19 protein-coding genes are annotated in these 18,185 nt (G+C 37.3%); 13 read left to right on the top strand and 6 right to left on the bottom strand.

All coding sequences use genetic code 11. From position 1 onward, the window contains the following. The coding region (locus EZ456_RS24245; RefSeq protein ID WP_131534696.1) for a transposase at positions 1-155 on the top strand (155 nt) is incomplete at its 5' end. Between the two features lie 158 nt (positions 156-313). Here EZ456_RS24245 and EZ456_RS24240 read toward each other — a convergent pair. Next, entirely contained in the window at positions 314-2,128 is a 1,815-nt protein-coding gene (locus tag EZ456_RS24240) for a MutS-related protein (protein WP_131534694.1), read from the bottom strand. Between the two features lie 113 nt (positions 2,129-2,241). On the opposite strand from EZ456_RS24240, the gene rlmH reads away from it, so the two are divergent. Together rlmH and EZ456_RS25715 are read left to right on the top strand one after the other, a co-directional pair. Continuing rightward, complete coding sequence (rlmH, locus tag EZ456_RS24235) at positions 2,242-2,715, top strand: 23S rRNA (pseudouridine(1915)-N(3))-methyltransferase RlmH (protein ID WP_131534692.1); 474 nt, start codon at positions 2,242-2,244, stop codon at positions 2,713-2,715. Between the two features lie 73 nt (positions 2,716-2,788). Beyond that, the gene (locus EZ456_RS25715; protein WP_262712032.1) at positions 2,789-2,917 is read left to right on the top strand and encodes a hypothetical protein; all 129 of its coding nucleotides are present in this window, start codon (positions 2,789-2,791) and stop codon (positions 2,915-2,917) included. 59 nt (positions 2,918-2,976) lie between these two features. Here EZ456_RS25715 and EZ456_RS24230 read toward each other — a convergent pair whose 3' ends face one another. Then, positions 2,977-3,519 carry a DUF5606 family protein gene (locus EZ456_RS24230; RefSeq protein ID WP_131534690.1) on the bottom strand — a complete coding sequence of 181 codons (543 nt, stop codon included), beginning with the start codon at positions 3,517-3,519 and terminating at the stop codon, positions 2,977-2,979. 151 nt (positions 3,520-3,670) lie between these two features. Then, positions 3,671-4,132 carry a peptidylprolyl isomerase gene (locus EZ456_RS24225; RefSeq protein ID WP_131534688.1) on the bottom strand — a complete coding sequence of 154 codons (462 nt, stop codon included), beginning with the start codon at positions 4,130-4,132 and terminating at the stop codon, positions 3,671-3,673. 233 nt (positions 4,133-4,365) lie between these two features. On the opposite strand from EZ456_RS24225, the gene EZ456_RS24220 reads away from it, so the two are divergent. Together EZ456_RS24220 and EZ456_RS24215 are read left to right on the top strand one after the other, a co-directional pair. Beyond that, entirely contained in the window at positions 4,366-5,547 is a 1,182-nt protein-coding gene (locus EZ456_RS24220; protein WP_131534700.1) for an asparagine synthetase B, read from the top strand. Between the two features lie 283 nt (positions 5,548-5,830). Beyond that, positions 5,831-6,562, top strand: coding sequence for a porin family protein (locus EZ456_RS24215; RefSeq protein WP_131534686.1), 732 nt, complete (start codon positions 5,831-5,833; stop codon positions 6,560-6,562). Between the two features lie 66 nt (positions 6,563-6,628). On the opposite strand, the gene EZ456_RS24210 is transcribed toward EZ456_RS24215, so the two are convergent. Genes EZ456_RS24210 through lpxK form a run of 3 tightly spaced genes read right to left on the bottom strand, consistent with a single transcriptional unit; the run spans position 6,629 to position 10,485 of the window. Next, complete coding sequence (locus tag EZ456_RS24210; RefSeq protein WP_225876614.1) at positions 6,629-8,635, bottom strand: putative porin; 2,007 nt, start codon at positions 8,633-8,635, stop codon at positions 6,629-6,631. A gap of 1 nt (position 8,636) precedes the next feature. After that, positions 8,637-9,452, bottom strand: coding sequence for a purine-nucleoside phosphorylase (locus EZ456_RS24205; protein WP_131534684.1), 816 nt, complete (start codon positions 9,450-9,452; stop codon positions 8,637-8,639). Next, positions 9,424-10,485, bottom strand: a complete 1,062-nt coding sequence (lpxK, locus tag EZ456_RS24200) for a tetraacyldisaccharide 4'-kinase (RefSeq protein ID WP_131534682.1) — start codon at positions 10,483-10,485, stop codon at positions 9,424-9,426. The genes EZ456_RS24205 and lpxK overlap by 29 nt, the downstream gene beginning before the upstream one ends. Before the next feature lie 596 nt (positions 10,486-11,081). Here lpxK and EZ456_RS24195 point away from each other — a divergent pair. The 8 genes from EZ456_RS24195 (at position 11,082) to EZ456_RS24160 (ending at position 17,989) form a co-directional block, all read left to right on the top strand. Then, positions 11,082-12,218: a sterol desaturase family protein gene (locus tag EZ456_RS24195; RefSeq protein ID WP_131534680.1), complete on the top strand. Its 1,137-nt coding sequence runs from the start codon at positions 11,082-11,084 to the stop codon at positions 12,216-12,218. A gap of 408 nt (positions 12,219-12,626) precedes the next feature. Beyond that, the gene (locus EZ456_RS24190; RefSeq protein WP_131534678.1) at positions 12,627-13,754 is read left to right on the top strand and encodes an NAD(P)/FAD-dependent oxidoreductase; all 1,128 of its coding nucleotides are present in this window, start codon (positions 12,627-12,629) and stop codon (positions 13,752-13,754) included. A gap of 3 nt (positions 13,755-13,757) precedes the next feature. Then, a complete protein-coding gene (locus EZ456_RS24185) occupies positions 13,758-14,471 on the top strand; it encodes a methyltransferase domain-containing protein (protein ID WP_131534676.1) in 714 nt (237 codons plus the stop codon). Then, positions 14,468-15,520: a type III polyketide synthase gene (locus EZ456_RS24180; protein ID WP_131534674.1), complete on the top strand. Its 1,053-nt coding sequence runs from the start codon at positions 14,468-14,470 to the stop codon at positions 15,518-15,520. The genes EZ456_RS24185 and EZ456_RS24180 overlap by 4 nt, the downstream gene beginning before the upstream one ends. 45 nt (positions 15,521-15,565) lie before the next feature. Continuing rightward, on the top strand, positions 15,566-16,012 hold the full coding sequence (locus tag EZ456_RS24175; protein ID WP_131534672.1) for a 3-hydroxyacyl-ACP dehydratase FabZ family protein: 447 nt from the start codon (positions 15,566-15,568) through the stop codon (positions 16,010-16,012). After that, positions 16,005-17,282, top strand: coding sequence for a beta-ketoacyl-[acyl-carrier-protein] synthase family protein (locus tag EZ456_RS24170; protein ID WP_131534670.1), 1,278 nt, complete (start codon positions 16,005-16,007; stop codon positions 17,280-17,282). The genes EZ456_RS24175 and EZ456_RS24170 overlap by 8 nt, the downstream gene beginning before the upstream one ends. After that, entirely contained in the window at positions 17,275-17,535 is a 261-nt protein-coding gene (locus EZ456_RS24165; protein ID WP_131534668.1) for an acyl carrier protein, read from the top strand. Before EZ456_RS24170 ends, EZ456_RS24165 begins: the two co-directional genes overlap by 8 nt. Further along, positions 17,525-17,989 carry a 4'-phosphopantetheinyl transferase family protein gene (locus EZ456_RS24160; protein WP_131534666.1) on the top strand — a complete coding sequence of 155 codons (465 nt, stop codon included), beginning with the start codon at positions 17,525-17,527 and terminating at the stop codon, positions 17,987-17,989. The genes EZ456_RS24165 and EZ456_RS24160 overlap by 11 nt, the downstream gene beginning before the upstream one ends. Positions 17,990-18,185 lie beyond the last annotated feature (196 nt).

Below are 18,185 nucleotides of genomic sequence, written 5' to 3'. Positions count from 1 at the left end.
AAATAGAAAGCTGCTTTGGCGACATCAAACATAACATGGGGTTTAGAAGATTCCATCTTCGTGGATTAAAAAAAGTGGAAACAGAGTTTAGTCTGGTTGCGATGGCGCATAACCTTAGAAAACTTCAGATCAAACAAGAGAAAACGGCTGTGTAAGCCTTTTTAAACCCTATTTCTTGTGTAGTCAATCAAAAGGTATTCAACAAAATAAGTTCGGCAAGATATTCTATAGCTTCTATAGCTATAGAAAAAGGAAGGCTGACCAAATTAGCAATATACCTTTTTAGTCAGCCCCCACAAAATTCCACTAAGGCTTAATCCAAGGTTAAACCAATTTCCTTCAATAAAATTGCAGCATTAAAGGTTTTACAAGGCCCTTGCTTCAATAAATAATCAAACTTCATTTCGCCTTCGGTAATCTGTATATCGAAATGAAAATTACGGACGGTTTCGGGGTAATCTACAATCAGATCTGCTAATTGTAAATCGTGGGTAGCAAAAAGCGCAGGTGTTTTTTCAGTAATCAACTTCTGCACAAAAACCTTCGACCCTAAATATTTATCCCGACTGTTTGTACCGCGCAGCATTTCGTCAATCAATACAAAAGTATCTTTGTCTTTAACTACATTATCTAAGATCATTTTCAGCCGGTTTAACTCGGCTTTAAAGGTAGAGGTACTTTCGTTTAGCGAATCTTTAATCCGCATATAGGTATTGATCGAAAAAACAGATAATTGCATGGCTTTGGCACAAACCGGCGCACCGGCATAAGCCAATACCATATTAATACCCAAAGTACGTAGAAAAGTACTTTTACCCGCCATGTTAGAGCCTGTTATAATATCTACAGTTGGTTTTGCTTCCAAATGAAAATCGTTATTCACCCTTATTTGCTCCTTAATAAGTGGGTGACCAATATGAGTGGTGGCTAATGCTAACTGATCGGTAAGCAAGGGAAAAGCCCAATCTGGTTGGTTATAGGCCGTTGTGGCCAACGAAATCAGCTCTTCAAAATCGCCTAAATGGCCAAGGGCCGAAATCACATCCTTTGATGAAGATTTATACCAAATGTCTAAACTGATGCAGCATTTTAAATCCCAAAGCAAAAGCGCATTTAAAATACCTCCAACCAGGAGATTCAGCCTGGCATCAAAATTCTGGATAATTTTAGACAGTGCCTTAATTTCTTTACTTACCGGGATTTTTGAGTCCAATAAACTCAAAGTATACGCACTTTTCCAGCTTTGATTCTCCGTCCATAAAATAGCACTGGCGTAACCATTTAACAAATTCGAACTTCCACCGAAACAATAAAAAACTTTATTAATTTTCGCGTTTAATAGTACGTTCCAGCCTGTATGGATTACAAACAGCAGTGCCAGCACCTTCCAAAAAACCCCGCTAACAAAAACAGCGGCCAAAATCAATGCGATGGAAATATAAGGCACGAGTTTAACATAAAATCTTAAAAACTTACTCTTTACAAATCCCAATTGCGCTCCCAATTGCTGTTTAAGTTGTATTTTAATCTGCTCTATTTTCTCGGGGTCGTAACCATGCAGATTAGCCCTGAAGCTATAAGTTTCTGCTATCTTATCTTTTATCTCTATTATCGCTTCCTGACGGCGTAATATCTTATCTCTGGTTGATTTTTCCGCGAAATTTTTAGCCAGGATGTTATTTCCGCTTTGGGTACTACAACGGTTGATCAGTGCAAACAGAGATGCGCTTCCGAAAATATCAAGGTCGGAAGTATAGGGATGCAGTTCAGATTCGAAAGCTTGACCATGATCGTAGCCATTTGCTGTTCCATTTAACACATTCCACTCATTCTGGTAAACCCATAAGAGTTGTTTTTTATAATCGATTTCGCGATCCAGCCTGCTTTGCCTCCGTACAATAAAGGCAAAGGCGATTACCGGCATCAATAATCCAAGCTGAATTAACGTGCGTAAATCATCATCAGCAGAGCGTACCAGTAGGATAAAAAGTAAAATTTCGACCAGGAACAAGCCGATCCGCATGAACGAAAGTTGATCTATTATTTTTTTAGTCTGCGCTATATCAGCGGTAACCTGTTTAATTTTCTGGTCGTAATCGGCTATTATTTCTGTTTGTTGTTTTAACATGATATCGCTTCGGTGTATATATTTTCGAAGGTATAAGATCGATAGATTGTCTTTTTTGTTACAATTTTCTCTAAGTTTGAATCTCGAAATTCTAAAGATAGGCAAAATATTAAATGAAGATTACACTGATCGCCATTGGCAAAACAGAAGATAAATATCTAATTGAAGGAATTGATAAATACATCAACCGTTTAAAGCATTATATTAACTTTAGTTTTGTGGCTTTGCCAGATGTAAAAAATGTTAAAAACCTTAGCGAAGCGCAGCAAAAGGCAAAGGAGGCAGAACTGCTGCACAAACAAATTAATAATGGTGATGTTGTTATTTTGTTGGATGAAAAAGGGAAAAAATATTCTTCAATAGCATTTTCTAACTACTTAAATAAACAGATGATCGGCAGTGTGCAGCATTTAATTTTTATTATTGGCGGCCCTTACGGATTTGATGAAACCATTTACAAAAGAGCAAATGGTTTAATTTCCCTGTCTGATATGACCTTTTCGCACCAGATGATCAGGTTGTTTTTTGTAGAGCAGCTTTACCGGGGATTTAGCATTTTAAAGGGCGAACCTTATCATCATGCTTAAGAAATGGAAAATGGTTAATGGGGAATGGGATATGGAAAAACAAGATAAAAATCATCATTAAATAAAAGAAACGATGTTACTAGATAAATATAAACGGGAGTATAGATATAAAAGCAATCCGAACGGCAACAATAAATACCTGTGGATCAGCATTATTGCATCATTGGTTATTGTAGCCTTGCTTTATTATTTTTTAGATTAAATACACAAAAAAACACCAGACAAATTGCCTGGTGTTCCTATAATTTCAGTAAATAAAGCTTAAACGCCTTTTTTACTGGTCATGCTTGCTTTTTTTGCTGGAGCTGAAGTTTTAGTAGTTGCTTTAGCATTTGCTGATGATTTAGATCCTGTAGCTTTTTGTTTTTTATCTGAAGCTGCTTTTTCTTCTGATAACTTAACCTCTGCTGGTGTACCTGGAGTTTCTGGAGTTTCTTCAGTAAACAAAGGCAGATCTTTTAACAGGTTATACCAAGTGATAATTTTCTTCATATCAGAAGCATAAACTTTCTCCTGATCGTGACCTGGTGCTACTTCAAGGAAATAAGCACGCAAATCACCTTTCAAATCTGGAGTAGATCCTTTTGCAGAAATTTTAGCAAAAATATCGGCCAATTTAATTTCTTCATCTTCACCATACACGGTAATATCTTCTAACGAAGCTAATTTTGTGTTGGTGATATTGGCTACAACTTTCGTTTTTTGAGCATCTAAGCCCTCTAAAATGTAACCTACTTTATTTTGTCCAACCAGTTTAAATAAACCTGGTCTGCCAGATACGGCAACAATTCCTCTTAAATTCATATTTTTTTTGAGATATGAGATTCGAGATATGAGATATGAGAATCACTCAAATCAAATAACTAAAACTCTTTGTTCAATTATTAAATGAGATAGGAGCATCAATCAGAGAAATCAAATCTCAAATCTAATGTCTCAAATCTCACATCTATTTTTAATCTTCTAAAACTTCAACGTTCAAAATTTTATCACCCTGACGAATATCATCAACAAGGTCTACATTCTCAACAACTTTACCAAAACAAGTATGGTTACGGTCTAAATGAGCGGTATTTGTTCTGCTATGGCAGATAAAAAACTGTGAACCACCAGTGTTTCGGCCAGCGTGAGCCATAGATAAAACACCACGATCGTGAAATTGATTTTCTCCGTCTAATTCGCAATCAATTTTATAACCTGGGCCACCAGTACCTGCTAAATGTGCTTTAGCCGGATCTTTTGAATTTGGGCATCCACCCTGAACCATAAAGTTAGGAATTACACGGTGAAAAGTTATACCATCATAAAAGCCTTCTTTAGCTAATTTTTTAAAGTTTGCAACGGCTTTCGGCGCATCATTGTCGTAGAATTCTACGGTCATATCGCCTTTTTCTGTTTTTATTATTGCTTTACTCATATCAATATCGGTACTAATTTTAAATTTTGTTCACCTAAAAAACTTTCCTGTTTTTTTAGTAGAGGGCAAAAATAACAAAATTGTATAACTTATAACATCATTAAATTTTTCTATACAGTTTAAATGCGGTATTTTAGTGTTTTAAGCATAACGATTTGATAAAGAAATATTATATCCTGCTCATTTGCCTGCTTTGCTCTTTGGGACTAAGGGCTTCTTCTTTGTTGATTTACATGGATGAAGACCAAAAAAATCACCTTAAAGCATACGGTATTGCTTATTGGACAATCAGCAAACAGCTGGAGGTTGATTGGCTTTTAAACTATCGGGGTGGAAGTTTTTTAATTAAATACAATAAGACAGTTGAAGATGAGCTTAAAATCCGCGGTGTATCATACGAAGTAATGGCCGATGGTAAGGTAACTAACCTTTTAAACGAAATCAGCGATCCTGCTGTGAATATGGAAATGGTTAAGCTGGAGAAAACACCAAAAATTGCGGTTTACTCTCCAAAAAGCAAATTACCTTGGGATGATGCCGTTACACTCGTTTTAACCTACGCCGAAATTCCATATGATGTTATTTATGATGACGACATCCTTCAGGATAAACTGAGCAAATACGATTGGCTACACTTGCACCATGAGGATTTTACCGGTCAGTACGGGCGCTTCTGGGCCAATTTCAGGTATGCAACCTGGTACCAGGAGGATGTTAAAAACCAGGAAACTTTAGCTAAACGCCTGGGCTATAAAAAGGTTTCGGAGATGAAATTAGCCGTTGCCAAACACATTAAAGAATATTGTGCAGGTGGGGGTTTCATGTTTGCCATGTGCTCTGGCACTGATAGTTTTGATATTGCTCTTGCCGCCGAAGGTGTAGATATTTGTGCCCAAATGTTTGATGGTGATGCCGCAGATCCAAATGCACAAAGTAAATTGGATTTTAACAAAACGCTGGCCTTTCAGAATTTCAAGTTAGATAACAACCCGATGAACTATGAATTTTCAGATATCGATGCTACCCAAACCCGTACACTGAACCAAACCAACGATTACTTTACTTTATTCGATTTTTCGGCCAAATGGGATCTCGTTCCAACCATGCTTACCCAAGATCATGATAAGGTGATTAAAGGCTTCATGGGGCAAACCACAGCATTCAGAAAAAGTTTAGTTAAAACAAGCGTAACTGTTTTGGGCGAAAATAAAGGTGCCGCAGAAGTAAGGTATTTACACGGAGAAATTGGTAAAGGCCAGTTTACTTTTTATGGCGGGCACGATCCGGAAGATTATCAACATGCTGTAGGCGATCCGCCAACAGATTTAAACCTGCACCCAAATTCGCCAGGCTATCGCTTAATCCTAAATAATGTACTTTTTCCCGCGGCAAAAAAGAAACCTCAAAAAACATAAGTTGCAGGATTTAGCTTTTGACATTATTTCTTTCAGGTTTAAAAAATTGTTAATTCTGCGCCAGATTCCTGTTATGTATACAGTAAATCGTATCTGCCAGCACTACTGATCTAAATCATACCTACACTTAAATGTTGCAAAAATCATACTGAAAACCAATACATTAGCCACTCAATTGTAACACACTTGATACTTTGGCACAGCTTTTGGAATTGAGGCTTGTAATTAACAACAGGTTAAAGCCTGAAATTTTTAAACAAGATTCTTCAAAAAGAAAAATATTATGAAAAAGTTACTATTAAGTGCATCAGTTATTTTATTGGCAACGGGTGCTTTTGCTCAATCTACTACAGGTGCTACCTCTAGATTTGGTATCAAGGCAGGGGTTAATTTAGCAAAAATCCATTCGAGTGGCGACAATGAATCACTGTACAACGATAATGCAAAAAATAATTTAGGTTTCAATGTTACTGCATTCGGAGATTTTGGAGTGGCTAACAACTTTTTTATCCAACCAGGAATTTCATTACAGAACAAAGGTGTTAAATTTGAAGGTACAAATTCAGCAACAGCGGGCCCAATAACAACTACTACAACTTCATCATTAAAAACAAATGTAATGGCTATTGAAGTACCAATTAATGCGGTATTTAATATCCCTACCGGTGATGCTGGTGCAGTGCAGATTAGTGCTGGTCCGTATGTTGGATTTAACATTTCCGGTAAAAACAAAGGAACTACAACAACAACTACAGTAAACAGCACTGCAAATACAAGCGTAACTAAAACCGATAGTAATGATAAAGACTTAAGTTTTGGTAGTGCAACTGATAAGGATGCAAGCGGTACAGATTTCGGTGCAAACTTTGGTTTAGCTTACCGCACCTCTTCAGGTTTCTTGGTGGGTGCTAACTATGGTTTAGGTTTAAGTGATTTAACTCCAAAAGATTCAAGAGCTAATTCAAACAAATATACCAACCGTGTATTAGGATTTACAGTAGGTTATTCATTCTAAGAAAAGCCTTAAAACAAAAAGCCGTGCCAATGTAAAATCGGCACGGCTTTTTTATGCTTGATGATTTTAATCGTAAAAATTCCAGCTTACCCCAAATTTTAATAGGGCATCTTGCATGGGGTATCTATTAACGGTGTAATAACCTGGCTGGAATAAACCTTGATTTACAAAGTCATATTTAACAAATATATTAGCCCTTTTTAAATTTGCCTTAAAAAAGACATCAATTACTGGTTTTGAGACCAGGTTTGTTGGATTGCGTTCATCTATATAAAACTGAGCCGTTGCAGGTGAGTATAAATAGTTTGCATATTCAGAATTGTACCTCACATCAAATCCCACATTAGCCTTTAATACTTTGAAAAAAGTATTATCAAAATAAATACTGTTATAAGTATAAAGTTCTGGCGTTCTTAACACGGCATTTTTATCTGTTTTCTGATAAGCGATATAATTTTCCATTACAAACTTACCAAACCTCGATTTCTTTGATACATCCAGCCTAATTAAGCTAATATCAGCAGTAGCTTGTTTTGGTAAAATGGCATTTGTACCATTGCTATGGTCGGCGGCAAAATAAACGTAGTTACTGGTTAAGAAATATTTGGCTCCAGCAGTAAAACCATATTTATCATTGATATAATTAAATGATAAATTGGCAATTTTAGTGTTCTTAAAATCACTGTTTGTCCATTGGTAATGATTGCCATGATAATAATTAAAAATAGCAGCTGGCGTTTGGTTTTGTACATAGGCACCCAATTCGATTCTTCCTATGGTTTTACCTAAAAGGATTTTACTTTTTGCCTCGTATAAATAATCGCCTGCATTTTCACCCTGTAAAATTTGCTGTACGTCTAAATTGAAGTCGATATTATTAGAGAATCGATAGCCCGCTGCGCCTAAAATAGTAATGTTTTGATAAGCAAATCTACTGCGCTCGTAATTGGTTGCATCTTGTTTTATACCAAGATATTCATGTTTGTAATAATCGTGTTTAATACCCGCATCAACTTTCAGTTCATTTTTAATAACCGAACTATTTTTCGGCCTTAAAAAGAAACTATAAATAAATTCATTTTTAATATGTTTTACATGGGTCGAATCATTGGTAAATATTGTACTCGCAATTCCAGGAGGCAGTACATTATTAACATCCGTTCCATTTTTGTAAAAGTCGAAGCTGTCATTATTATATTCAAAGGTATACGAAACCTTATTGGTTGGTAAAACAGCATTATTCACATTTGCAGAGGTATCAATTCTACCTACATAATAGGTTTGCTTTAAAAAAATGGTATTTTTACGGTACATATTTCTAGCATCTGATAAATTTACCGGCTCTGCCTCTCTTGCAATTTTAGAATAGTCTGGATCGAATAAACCTGTAGCTACCGTAGAACCATTCTCGTATGCGCGCATGGTATTAAAAATTGCCGATGCCCACATGTTATAACGCTTACTTGGCGATTGGTACCATGAAAATACGGCAACATTCAAATTATCGCCACGTTGTCTGGCGTAAAAGCCTCTAGAATCGCCACGGTTAAAATTAACACCAACGTTCCAGTTTTTTTTAATATTCTGTGTATGAATAGCTCTAAAAAGCTGTTCTTTTTGTCCGGCACTAACAAAGTACAAACTGGTAAACGGTGTTCTGGCCTGATAGTAAATAATATCTTCGGGCGTTAAGGCATAATAATCGAGCGAGTGGAATCCGGCATCGAAGCCAATCCTTTTACTAGGTTCGTACAATAATGGCCTGGCTGCCAATCCCATGTTACCATTGCTTATAGTTGGGTGCATGGGCTGCAAAAGCGGACTATAATTCTGAATATTTGTAGTGGAGGTATCTAAAGGCTGCAGTACAATACTATCTTTAGTTAAAGATAACTTGGTAAACCTGATATATTTTGCGGTAAAAACAACAGAATCCTTTCCCGCATCTAATTTCTTGCGAACAGAATCGAGTTCCTTATTGGTACCAACACTTGTTTTTAAATCTTGTGCAAAAGTTTTGTTAATGCCTGACAGCAGTAAGAGAAAAAAACAGATTTTAACGACTTTATGCATCTTATAGTTCAGAAATTAAGCGGGTTAAAATCTCAGTCATTTTAGGCTCGGCTTTGGCTGCTGCTGCTAAAATTTCATCTAAATTAAAAGGCTGCAGATCTTCCGGAAAACCCTCATCTGTTAATACCGAGATGGCAAAAACAGGTAAACCTGCGTGGTTCGCCACAATAACCTCAGGTACGGTACTCATGCCAACGGCATCAGCGCCAATTAAACGCAGATATTTATACTCAGCTTTGGTTTCTAAATTCGGACCAGAAACGGCAACATATACTCCTTTATGACAGTTAATATCAACATCTTTGGCTATTTCTAGCGCTTTAGCTATGATATCGCGTTTATAGGGCTGGCTCATATCTGGAAAACGGGGACCTAATTCACTTTCGATTAAACCTCGCAATGGGTTATCTGGCTGCAAATTAATATGATCATTGATAATCATTAAATCGCCCTTTTTAAACTCAGGATTTAACGAGCCCGCAGCATTAGATACAATTAAGTTTTCGATACCCAAACCTTTCATTACCCTAACCGGGAATGTGATCTGTTGCATGCTGTAACCTTCGTAATAATGTAAGCGCCCTTGCATGGCAATAATTTTCTTCCCGTTTAATGTTCCAAAAATCAGTTTACCACTATGAAATTCTAAAGTAGAAATCGGAAAATTTGGAATATTAGAATACATCAATTGATGCTCAACTTCGATTTCTTTAACCAAGCCACCCAAGCCAGTACCTAAAATAATACCTATTTCTGGCTTAAAGTTCTCTGTTTTACGTTTTATATATTCAACGGTTTCTTCTATTGCTCTTAACATAGTTTAAAATGAGTTCGTCAAAGGTAATCTTATCTTTTTCAAATAATTCAACCTCAATGGGTAAATAATATACAGGTAAATCTACCAGTAAATCTTCAAATCCGGTAGCTCTTAAACGTTTGCTATCCTTTTCTGTTGTGATGATGATTTTATCTTTTTCACTTCCTGCCAAAAAAGTTGATTTAAACTTATTAATATCCTCTTCTTTAAAGGCATAATGGTCAGGAAATTCTTGGTGTTTGATCGTTTTGCTATATTTTTCGAGTTTCTCTATTAATGGATCTGGGTTAGCAATCCCAGTAAGCAGAAAAATTCCATAATCTTTAACGGATTCGAGCGTGCGGCTTTCATTATGATATAAATGGATAAGATCGCCATACTTTATATAAGAATGTAATACTGGTTGATTGGCATTAGGTTGCAGTTCATTTATCGAAGACTGCTGGACAACATGTAACAAGGGAACTGGCGATTTTGTAACCAATAATACATCGGCTCTTTTACGCGAGGAGAAAACATCCCTTAAATTTCCGGCAGGTAATAAAAACTGTAAAGTACCCAGTTTTCCAAACTCGAAAAGCAGAATATTAAAGCCTGCCCTTACTGCGCGGTGCTGAAAAGCATCATCAAGGATAATTAAATCGTGATTTTCTTTCAATTGCTTAATCCCATTCACACGGTCTTCGCAAACGGCAACGGTAACATCCGTAAATTTTTGATGGTACTGTAAAGGTTCATCTCCTATTGTTTCGGCCGTTGCAGCGCTATCGGCAACAATAAAACCTTTCGTCTTCCGGCCATATCCCCTACTTAGTATGGCTATTTTATAATCGGCCAACAACCTCACCAAATATTCTGTTGTTGGTGTTTTGCCCGATCCGCCAACGGCTAAATTGCCTACACAGATTACTGGTAAATCGAACTTTACAGATCGCATTAATCCCCAATCATAAAGTTTTTTACGGAGGATAATAGCCATTCCATAAATGATTGAAAAAGGAAGCAGTAAAAGGCGTAGATAGTTAAGTAGCATATCGTGGTTTCAAAAATACTGATTATTTAAAAAAGAAAGGCATGGCATATGCCAATGCCCAATAAAGCAACCATTAGTCTGATGAAATGGTTTGTCAGAATTTTCGGCTAACGCTCGTTTCTAACAAGCGTTTAATAATTTATCGTTTACAAACGATGAAATCGTGTAGCTATTTCTGCACTTGTTTGGAAACGAGCGCAAGCAAGAATGGTTTATCAGAATTTGAGCTTTGTTGCTGGTACTTTTCGGAAAAAGAGCGTAAAATGATAACTGAAAATTGTCTTGGAAAGCAGTGTAGTAGGAAGAATTAACGTTAGTCGGGCTTTTCGCTAAATCTCTTATTTTGAAAAAAAACAAGAGGATACCGCTGCAATCCCGTTTAAGAAAAACGGTTACTGCTACTACTAAAGGTTTTAGAAAAATACTTAAAAAATAATATTGAAATACCGTCATTTCCAACTCGATTGGAAATCATACTACCCTACAAAGCAACAAATAAGTTCTAAGTTTTTTGTATTCATGAGAAAGACGAGGGTGACAAGTTAAATTATTTTATGTTTTTTTATTATCATTGTTCTCTACCAAAACATGTTTTAATGTCTCCGAAAAGATTAGTAGTAGGCCAAGGCCAAATTAGTGGTTATATTTCTATTTTTTTAGCTGTATTGGCCTTATTAGGCATTCTCTGTTTTCATTATCCAGAGAAGTTAACCACACCCGAATTCCGCGAAATATATACGAAAAACAGTATGGAAGCGCTGATGCTTGGGGGTGTTATTGCAGCATTCTTTTTTTCATTATTAAGTTTAATCCTCAGTAAAAAACTAAAATGGGCCTGGCCAGGCTTTGTGCTGGGTGCTTTGGCAGTAATATTAGGCGCTTTAAGTGTAGAAGGGAGAGATGTGGTCAAATCGAGCTGGCATTTTGGCTTAGATTGGATGATTTTAGATCTACTTTTAATGGTAGCCATTTTTGTTCCCTTAGAATTATTTTTCCCAAAAAACAATCAGCAAACTAAATTCCACGAAGAGTGGCGTACCGATTTAACTTATTTTGTAATCAGCCACCTATTCATTCAATTTTTTGGTATTGTAACCCAAAAACCTGCCGTATTATTTTTTGGTTGGATAGGTTTAGATAAATTGCACACCTGGGTACAGGGCCTCCCCTTTATAGTTGCTTTATTTTTAGCTTTTTTTAGTACCGATCTGTTTCAATATTGGGCACATCGTTTTTTCCATACGCGGGTATCCCTTTGGCGTTTCCATTCTATACATCATTCTACACAAAATATGGATTGGCTGGCAGGAAGCCGTACGCATTTTATCGACATCTTTTTCACCAGGGCAATGACTTTCATCCCACTTTATGTTTTGGGCTTTTCATCTACCGTTTTCAATGTGTATATTATATTTATTGCCATACATGCGGTACTGATTCATGCCAACACCAGGATTAATTTTGGCCCGTTAAAATACATTTTTACTACTCCCCAGTATCACCACTGGCACCATTGCGAAGATCCTAAATACTATGGACATAATTTCGCCTCAATATTTCCCTTTATTGATATGATATTCGGAACCTATTACTTACCAGGCAAAGAATGGCCCGCCGGAACGGGGGTACACGAAGCTTCGTATCCGAAAGGTTTTGTTAAACAATCTATTTATCCCTTTACAAAAAGTCCTTTTGATACGGATTTGAATATGGAAGAAAGAAGCGATAGATAAGGTAACTTTCATTTGAAAACTAACGCAGGTGGGCATGGTATTTCATAAGAATCATTAGGAAAGCAATGCCTGTAAGCATTATTAATGTTAGTCGGGCTTTTTCGCTAAATCTTTTGTTTTTGAAGGAAAACAAAAGTATACCGCTGCAATCCCGTTTAATCAGTATCAGTGGTGCTACTATTATAGGTTTTTGAACCTAATAGAAGAAATGAGAAAATGGTATAGCTATTGCTGCGCTAGTTTGGAAACGAGCGCAAACGAAACTGTCAGATGGTAACATCACATTGGCACATTGTACCCCCAACTCGGTGCCCTCAGTGTTTTTTTCTCCGTGATCTCTGTGGTTAAAAATTCGCAAATGGAACAAACACATCGTTAAAACGTTATATTAGCTTTCCATCTTATCGTATGCAGGCCGAAACAGAAATTTTAATAATTGGTGGTGGACTGGCAGGTTTAACAGCCGCACTTCACCTGAATAAGCTGGGTTTAAATGTTACGCTGATCGAAAAAGATACCTACCCCCACCATAAAGTTTGCGGCGAATACATTTCGAATGAGGTACTCCCCTATTTTGAATGGCTTGGCCTGACTATCGAAAATATGAAGCCTACACTAATTAGTGATTTACTTTTCACTTCAATTCTTGGCAAAAGCATACAGACCAAATTACCCCTCGGCGGTTTTGGAATAAGCAGGTATACTATTGATCATTACCTCTACACTGAACTGATTGAGAGAAATGTAAAAGTGATTCACGACAGCGTGGTGCAGGTAAATTTCGCCAATAATCAATTCACGGTAGAAACAGCAACCGACAGTTATGTTGCACCTTATGTAATCGGGGCTTATGGAAAAAGATCTAAAATCGATGTTAAGCTGAATAGGAACTTCATTAACAAACAATCACCCTATCTGGCAGTTAAAGCACATTACAAAGCCGATTTTCCGAATAATTTGGTTAGCCTGCATAATTTTGAAGGTGGTTATTGTGGCGTTTCAAAAGTTGAAAATGATCAATTGAATATCTGTTATCTGGCTAGCTATGAGCGTTTCAAAAAACACAAAAACCTGCTTTCCTTCCAAGAAAACGTGCTCTATAAAAATAGCTATTTGAAGGCTATTTTAGAAAATGCTACCAGTTTATTCGATACCCCCTTAACCATCAGTCAGATTTCTTTTGAGGCCAAAGAACCTGTATATAACCATATTTTAATGATTGGCGATACAGCTGGGTTGATTCATCCACTTTGTGGGAACGGTATGGCCATGGCCATCCATAGCGCTAAAATAGTTTCAGAACTTTTGCACCAAAGAATCGAGGGGCAAATTAGTTCGCGTGTAGCACTAGAAGAAAGTTATACTTTACACTGGAACAGGGAATTTAAAAGCCGCTTAAAAATGGGAAGGGTATTATCTTCTTTGCTGAGTAACAATAAATTCGAAAGTTTGGCCATGAATGCATTGATTAAAATGCCCTTTCTACTCCATAAAATAATTAAACGAACACATGGTAAACCGATCACGATTTCATAACATATGCCTGTAGATACGACATATAGAAGCACAGCGCCCGAGATTATGGACGATTTCGACATGGAAGGCGAAATATTGCGCGATGCATTGGACAAAATAGCCAGCATTAATCAGCTACTTGGTGGTAATAAAGTTACACTCCATGGGATTAAAACCTTAATCACCAGCAAACCAAAGGATGAGGTTATACGTATTACTGATATTGGTTGTGGCAATGGAGATATGTTGCGCACTTTGGCCGATTATGCAAAAAAACAAGGTTTACATTTTATGTTAAAAGGGATAGATGCCAATAAATTCACCATAAATCATGCGCAAAGTTTATCTAAAAACTATCCCAATATAACCTACACCTGTAGCGATATTTTTGATGATTTAAGTAAAACAGAACCTTGCGACATTATGCTTTGTACCTTAACGCTACATCATTTTAAAGATGAAGAAATTATTGATTTGCTAAAGAATTTTAAAAGATCGGCAACAATGGGTATAGTAATAAACGACCTGCAAAGAAGTGCAGTAGCGTATTACCTGTTTAAAGCTTTGTGTTATATTTTCCGTTTAAATGATATGTCGAGAGAGGATGGCCTGGTTTCCATTCTACGAGGGTTTAAAAGAGCAGATTTGCTTAAATACACCAAACAATTAAAGCTAAAATCGAGTTCAATAAAATGGAGATGGGCTTTCCGCTACCAATGGATAATTAAAACAATATGAGCGTAACCGTAAAAGCAGTAAGTAAAGCCTTGCCCGAATTTTGGAGATCAACAGATGAGATTTTGCCTTTTCTGGATATTTGGCTAAAAGATCAGGACGATCGGTTTGTCAGAAAAGTAAAAAAAATTTTCGAGGGCGCTGCCGTAGATAAAAGATATTCGATCATGTCGCCTGAAGAGGTTTTTAGTGATTTAAGTTTTGAGGAGCGAAACAACATTTATGTAAGGGAAGGGATAAAGCTGGGTGCTAAATGTTTGCAAACTGCACTCGAAAAAGCCAATTGGCAAGCGCAGGATTTAGACTACATTATTACGGTAAGCTGCACCGGAATCATGATCCCTTCTTTAGATGCCTATCTGATCAATCTGCTCAAACTCCGTCAGGACATTATTCGTTTACCTGTAACTGAAATGGGTTGTGCTGCTGGTGTATCTGGTATGATTTACGCCAAGAATTTTCTGAAAGCTAATCCTGGCAAACGCGCAGCAGTAATTGCGGTAGAATCGCCAACGGCAACCTTTCAATTGAACGATTTTTCGATGGCCAACATTGTAAGTGCAGCAATATTTGGCGATGGAGCCGCCTGTGTACTGTTAAGCTCGAATGAAGAAGATAGTGGGCCAGAGATTTTGGACGAAGGAATGTACCATTTTTATGATGCCGAAGAGATGATGGGATTTAAACTTACCAATACCGGACTACAAATGGTACTGGATGTGGCAGTTCCAGAAACCATCGCCAATCATTTCCCAGATATTATTCACCCTTTTCTAGCCAAAAATGGGCTCGACATCAATGGCGTAGAACACCTGATCTTCCATCCGGGCGGAAAAAAGATTATTCAAATAGTAGAAGAATTGTTCGGCCAGCTTGGCAAAAATATAGATGAAACGAAAGAAGTTTTAAGGCTTTACGGAAACATGAGCAGTGCAACAGTTCTCTATGTTTTAGAAAGAATTATGGATAAAAAGCCAATGCCTGGAGAAAAAGGGTTGATGTTAAGCTTTGGGCCGGGCTTTTCGGCACAGCGAATACTTTTACAATGGTAACACTCACCTATTCAATCCTTCTCTCACTCAATAATTCAATCACTCATGACTACACAAGAAATAATAGATAAACTGCCTTACGGGAAATCTTTTCTTTTTGTTGATGAGTTATTGCACATTGATGAAAATGGAGCGAAGGGCACTTATACTTATGCTAAAGATCTACCCTTTTACGAAAGTCATTTTAAAAGCTATCCCGTTACCCCGGCAGTAATACTCACCGAAACCATGGCACAGATTGGGTTGGTTTGTTTAGGTATTTACTTGCTAGAAAATATTGAAACTGATCAAAATATATCAATTGCCATGACATCAAATGCCATCGATTTTTTAAAACCAGTTGTGCCAGGAGAGAAAGTAACGATAACGAGCGAGAAAGTGTATTTTAGGTTTAATAAACTGAGTTGCAAAGTAAAAATGGAAAATGCAGCTGGCGAAATGGTTTGCAAAGGAAATATTTCTGGAATGTTAATTTCGAAAGAAAATGGGTAACAGAGTTGTAATTACAGGATTAGGCGTATGTGCACCCAATGGCACTACCATTCGTGAGTTTTCAGATGCCATAAAAAATGGACTTTCTGGCATCCGCCATCAGCCCGATTTAGAAGCCTTAAACTTCTCTTGTCAGATTGCAGGTAAACCAGCGCTTAGTGAAGAGCGCATTAGCCAATATTTTACACCGCTTGAATTACGAAACCTAAACAGCACCGGAATTATATATGGTGTTATTGCTGGTCTGGATGCCTGGAATGATGCGGGTTTGACCATCGAAAACAACGACGAACCTGACTGGGATAGTGGTACCATTTTCGGAGCTGGCACTTCTGGCATAGATAAATTTAGGTGGGCAATTAATAAAATAGATGCGCTTGAAATCAAAAAACTGGGAAGTTCGGTAGTGATACAAACCATGGCCAGTGGAGTAAGCGCTTTTATCAGCGGAAAACTTGGCTTAGGCAATCAAGTAAGCACCAATTCATCTGCCTGCGCAACAGGAGCCGAAAGTATATTATTGGCTTACGAAAGGATTAAAACTGGTCAGGCCACCAGAATGTTAGCGGGAAGTACCAGCGACAGTGGCCCTTACATTTGGGGTGGTTTTGATGCTATGAAAGTTTGCACTTTTAAACATAACCATGAACCAGAAAAAGGTAGCCGCCCAATGAGTGCAACTGCAAGTGGCTTTGTACCTGGAAGTGGAGCGGGAGCCTTGGTATTAGAATCGCTCAAAAGCGCACTGACAAGGAAAGCCAAAATTTATGGCGAAGTGCTTGGAGGTCATATCAACTCTGGTGGTCAACGTGGCTTAGGCACTATGACTGCTCCAAATCCTAGCGCTGTACAGCGATGTATCAAAACAGCGTTAAAGAATGCGGGTATCGAAGCCCATGAAATAGATGTGATTAATGGCCACCTCACTGCAACAACCAAAGATGCGCTCGAAATAGAAAACTGGAAAACAGCACTGCAATTACCTGATGATGATTTCCCATACATCAATTCTCTAAAAGGCATGATTGGCCATTGTATTGCAGCATCAGGGAGTATAGAATGTGTAGCCTCCATACTTGAACTTTCAGAAGGATTTATTTTTCCTAATATTAATTGCGAAGACTTAAGCCCTGAGGTTGCCGCTTTAATTGATGCGAAATGCATTCCAAAAACAGTAATTCATAAACCATTTAATATCTTAGCTAAAGCCAGTTTTGGTTTTGGCGATATTAATGCCGCCATTATTTTTAAAAAATACACACATGAATAAAGAAGAGATCATCGAAGCCTTAAAAACAATTGTTGAACCTTATAGCGAAGAGGTATCTGCCCTGGCACATATTGACGAAAACACCGATTTTATTAACGATTTAAAAATAAATTCGGCCAACCTGGTTGATATTGTTTTAGATATTGAAGAGAAATTCAACATCGAAATAGACAACGATTCGATGGCTAAAATGCTTACTGTAAAAGCCACAACCGAAATTATAGTTCAAAAGCTGGAAGCACATGCTGGGTAACGATATCGTCGATCTGGATCTAGCTAAAACCCAAAGTAACTGGAGGCGTAAAAATTACCTGAATAAGATTTTCACAGCTGATGAACAGTTACTGATTACATCAGCAAAAAACCCTGATGATATGGTATGGCTGTTATGGAGTATGAAAGAATCGGCTTATAAAATCTATAACCGTAAAACTGGAATCAGAAATTTCGCCCCTAAGAGTTTAAACTGTGTTATTCATTCAGATACCGGTCAGATACATGGTACAGTAAATGTTGATGATAATACATATTTCACTAAAAGCGATATTTATACAACCTATCTTCACACTATTGCCTCAGTTGAATCTGTTAAGCTAAAAGACATCAGTATGGCCATATACAAATCTCCGAATCATTTATTTGATTATAAAAGTACCAATCCAGGCTGTGTGAGTCACCATGGACAATATTTGGCCTTGGTGTATTAATTCCAGAGTTGACAACTTACTAGCAAGGAGGCAAGAAAAGTTGTCAACTCTTCTTGCAGCGCCCAAAATACCCATATTTTAACCACACTTTCTTTAAAATTACCTGCTTATCGGCTTCGGTCTTCAGACTTCCGTTTTCGGACTATTGCAGTCAAACGTTTGCCCTATTTTCTTTACAGAATAATAGAATTGCCTA

The sequence above is a fragment of the Pedobacter psychrodurus genome, from assembly GCF_004331735.1.
In the GTDB taxonomy this organism is placed as follows: Bacteria; Bacteroidota; Bacteroidia; order Sphingobacteriales; family Sphingobacteriaceae; genus Pedobacter; species Pedobacter psychrodurus.
This window is presented reverse-complemented; position numbering and strand designations above follow the sequence as displayed.

Coding starts and splice junctions, on each gene's coding strand:
- EZ456_RS24205 (WP_131534684.1), bottom strand. CDS start 9,452: ATGTTAAGAGCAATAGAAGAAACCGTTGAATATATAAAACGTAAAACA.
- EZ456_RS25715 (WP_262712032.1), top strand. CDS start 2,789: ATGTTACTAGATAAATATAAACGGGAGTATAGATATAAAAGCAATCCG.
- EZ456_RS24165 (WP_131534668.1), top strand. CDS start 17,275: ATGAATAAAGAAGAGATCATCGAAGCCTTAAAAACAATTGTTGAACCT.
- EZ456_RS24225 (WP_131534688.1), bottom strand. CDS start 4,132: ATGAGTAAAGCAATAATAAAAACAGAAAAAGGCGATATGACCGTAGAA.
- rlmH (WP_131534692.1), top strand. CDS start 2,242: ATGAAGATTACACTGATCGCCATTGGCAAAACAGAAGATAAATATCTA.
- lpxK (WP_131534682.1), bottom strand. CDS start 10,485: ATGCTACTTAACTATCTACGCCTTTTACTGCTTCCTTTTTCAATCATT.
- EZ456_RS24180 (WP_131534674.1), top strand. CDS start 14,468: ATGAGCGTAACCGTAAAAGCAGTAAGTAAAGCCTTGCCCGAATTTTGG.
- EZ456_RS24190 (WP_131534678.1), top strand. CDS start 12,627: ATGCAGGCCGAAACAGAAATTTTAATAATTGGTGGTGGACTGGCAGGT.
- EZ456_RS24215 (WP_131534686.1), top strand. CDS start 5,831: ATGAAAAAGTTACTATTAAGTGCATCAGTTATTTTATTGGCAACGGGT.
- EZ456_RS24160 (WP_131534666.1), top strand. CDS start 17,525: ATGCTGGGTAACGATATCGTCGATCTGGATCTAGCTAAAACCCAAAGT.
- EZ456_RS24185 (WP_131534676.1), top strand. CDS start 13,758: ATGCCTGTAGATACGACATATAGAAGCACAGCGCCCGAGATTATGGAC.
- EZ456_RS24210 (WP_225876614.1), bottom strand. CDS start 8,635: ATGCATAAAGTCGTTAAAATCTGTTTTTTTCTCTTACTGCTGTCAGGC.
- EZ456_RS24230 (WP_131534690.1), bottom strand. CDS start 3,519: ATGAATTTAAGAGGAATTGTTGCCGTATCTGGCAGACCAGGTTTATTT.
- EZ456_RS24240 (WP_131534694.1), bottom strand. CDS start 2,128: ATGTTAAAACAACAAACAGAAATAATAGCCGATTACGACCAGAAAATT.
- EZ456_RS24220 (WP_131534700.1), top strand. CDS start 4,366: ATGGATGAAGACCAAAAAAATCACCTTAAAGCATACGGTATTGCTTAT.
- EZ456_RS24170 (WP_131534670.1), top strand. CDS start 16,005: ATGGGTAACAGAGTTGTAATTACAGGATTAGGCGTATGTGCACCCAAT.
- EZ456_RS24195 (WP_131534680.1), top strand. CDS start 11,082: ATGTCTCCGAAAAGATTAGTAGTAGGCCAAGGCCAAATTAGTGGTTAT.
- EZ456_RS24175 (WP_131534672.1), top strand. CDS start 15,566: ATGACTACACAAGAAATAATAGATAAACTGCCTTACGGGAAATCTTTT.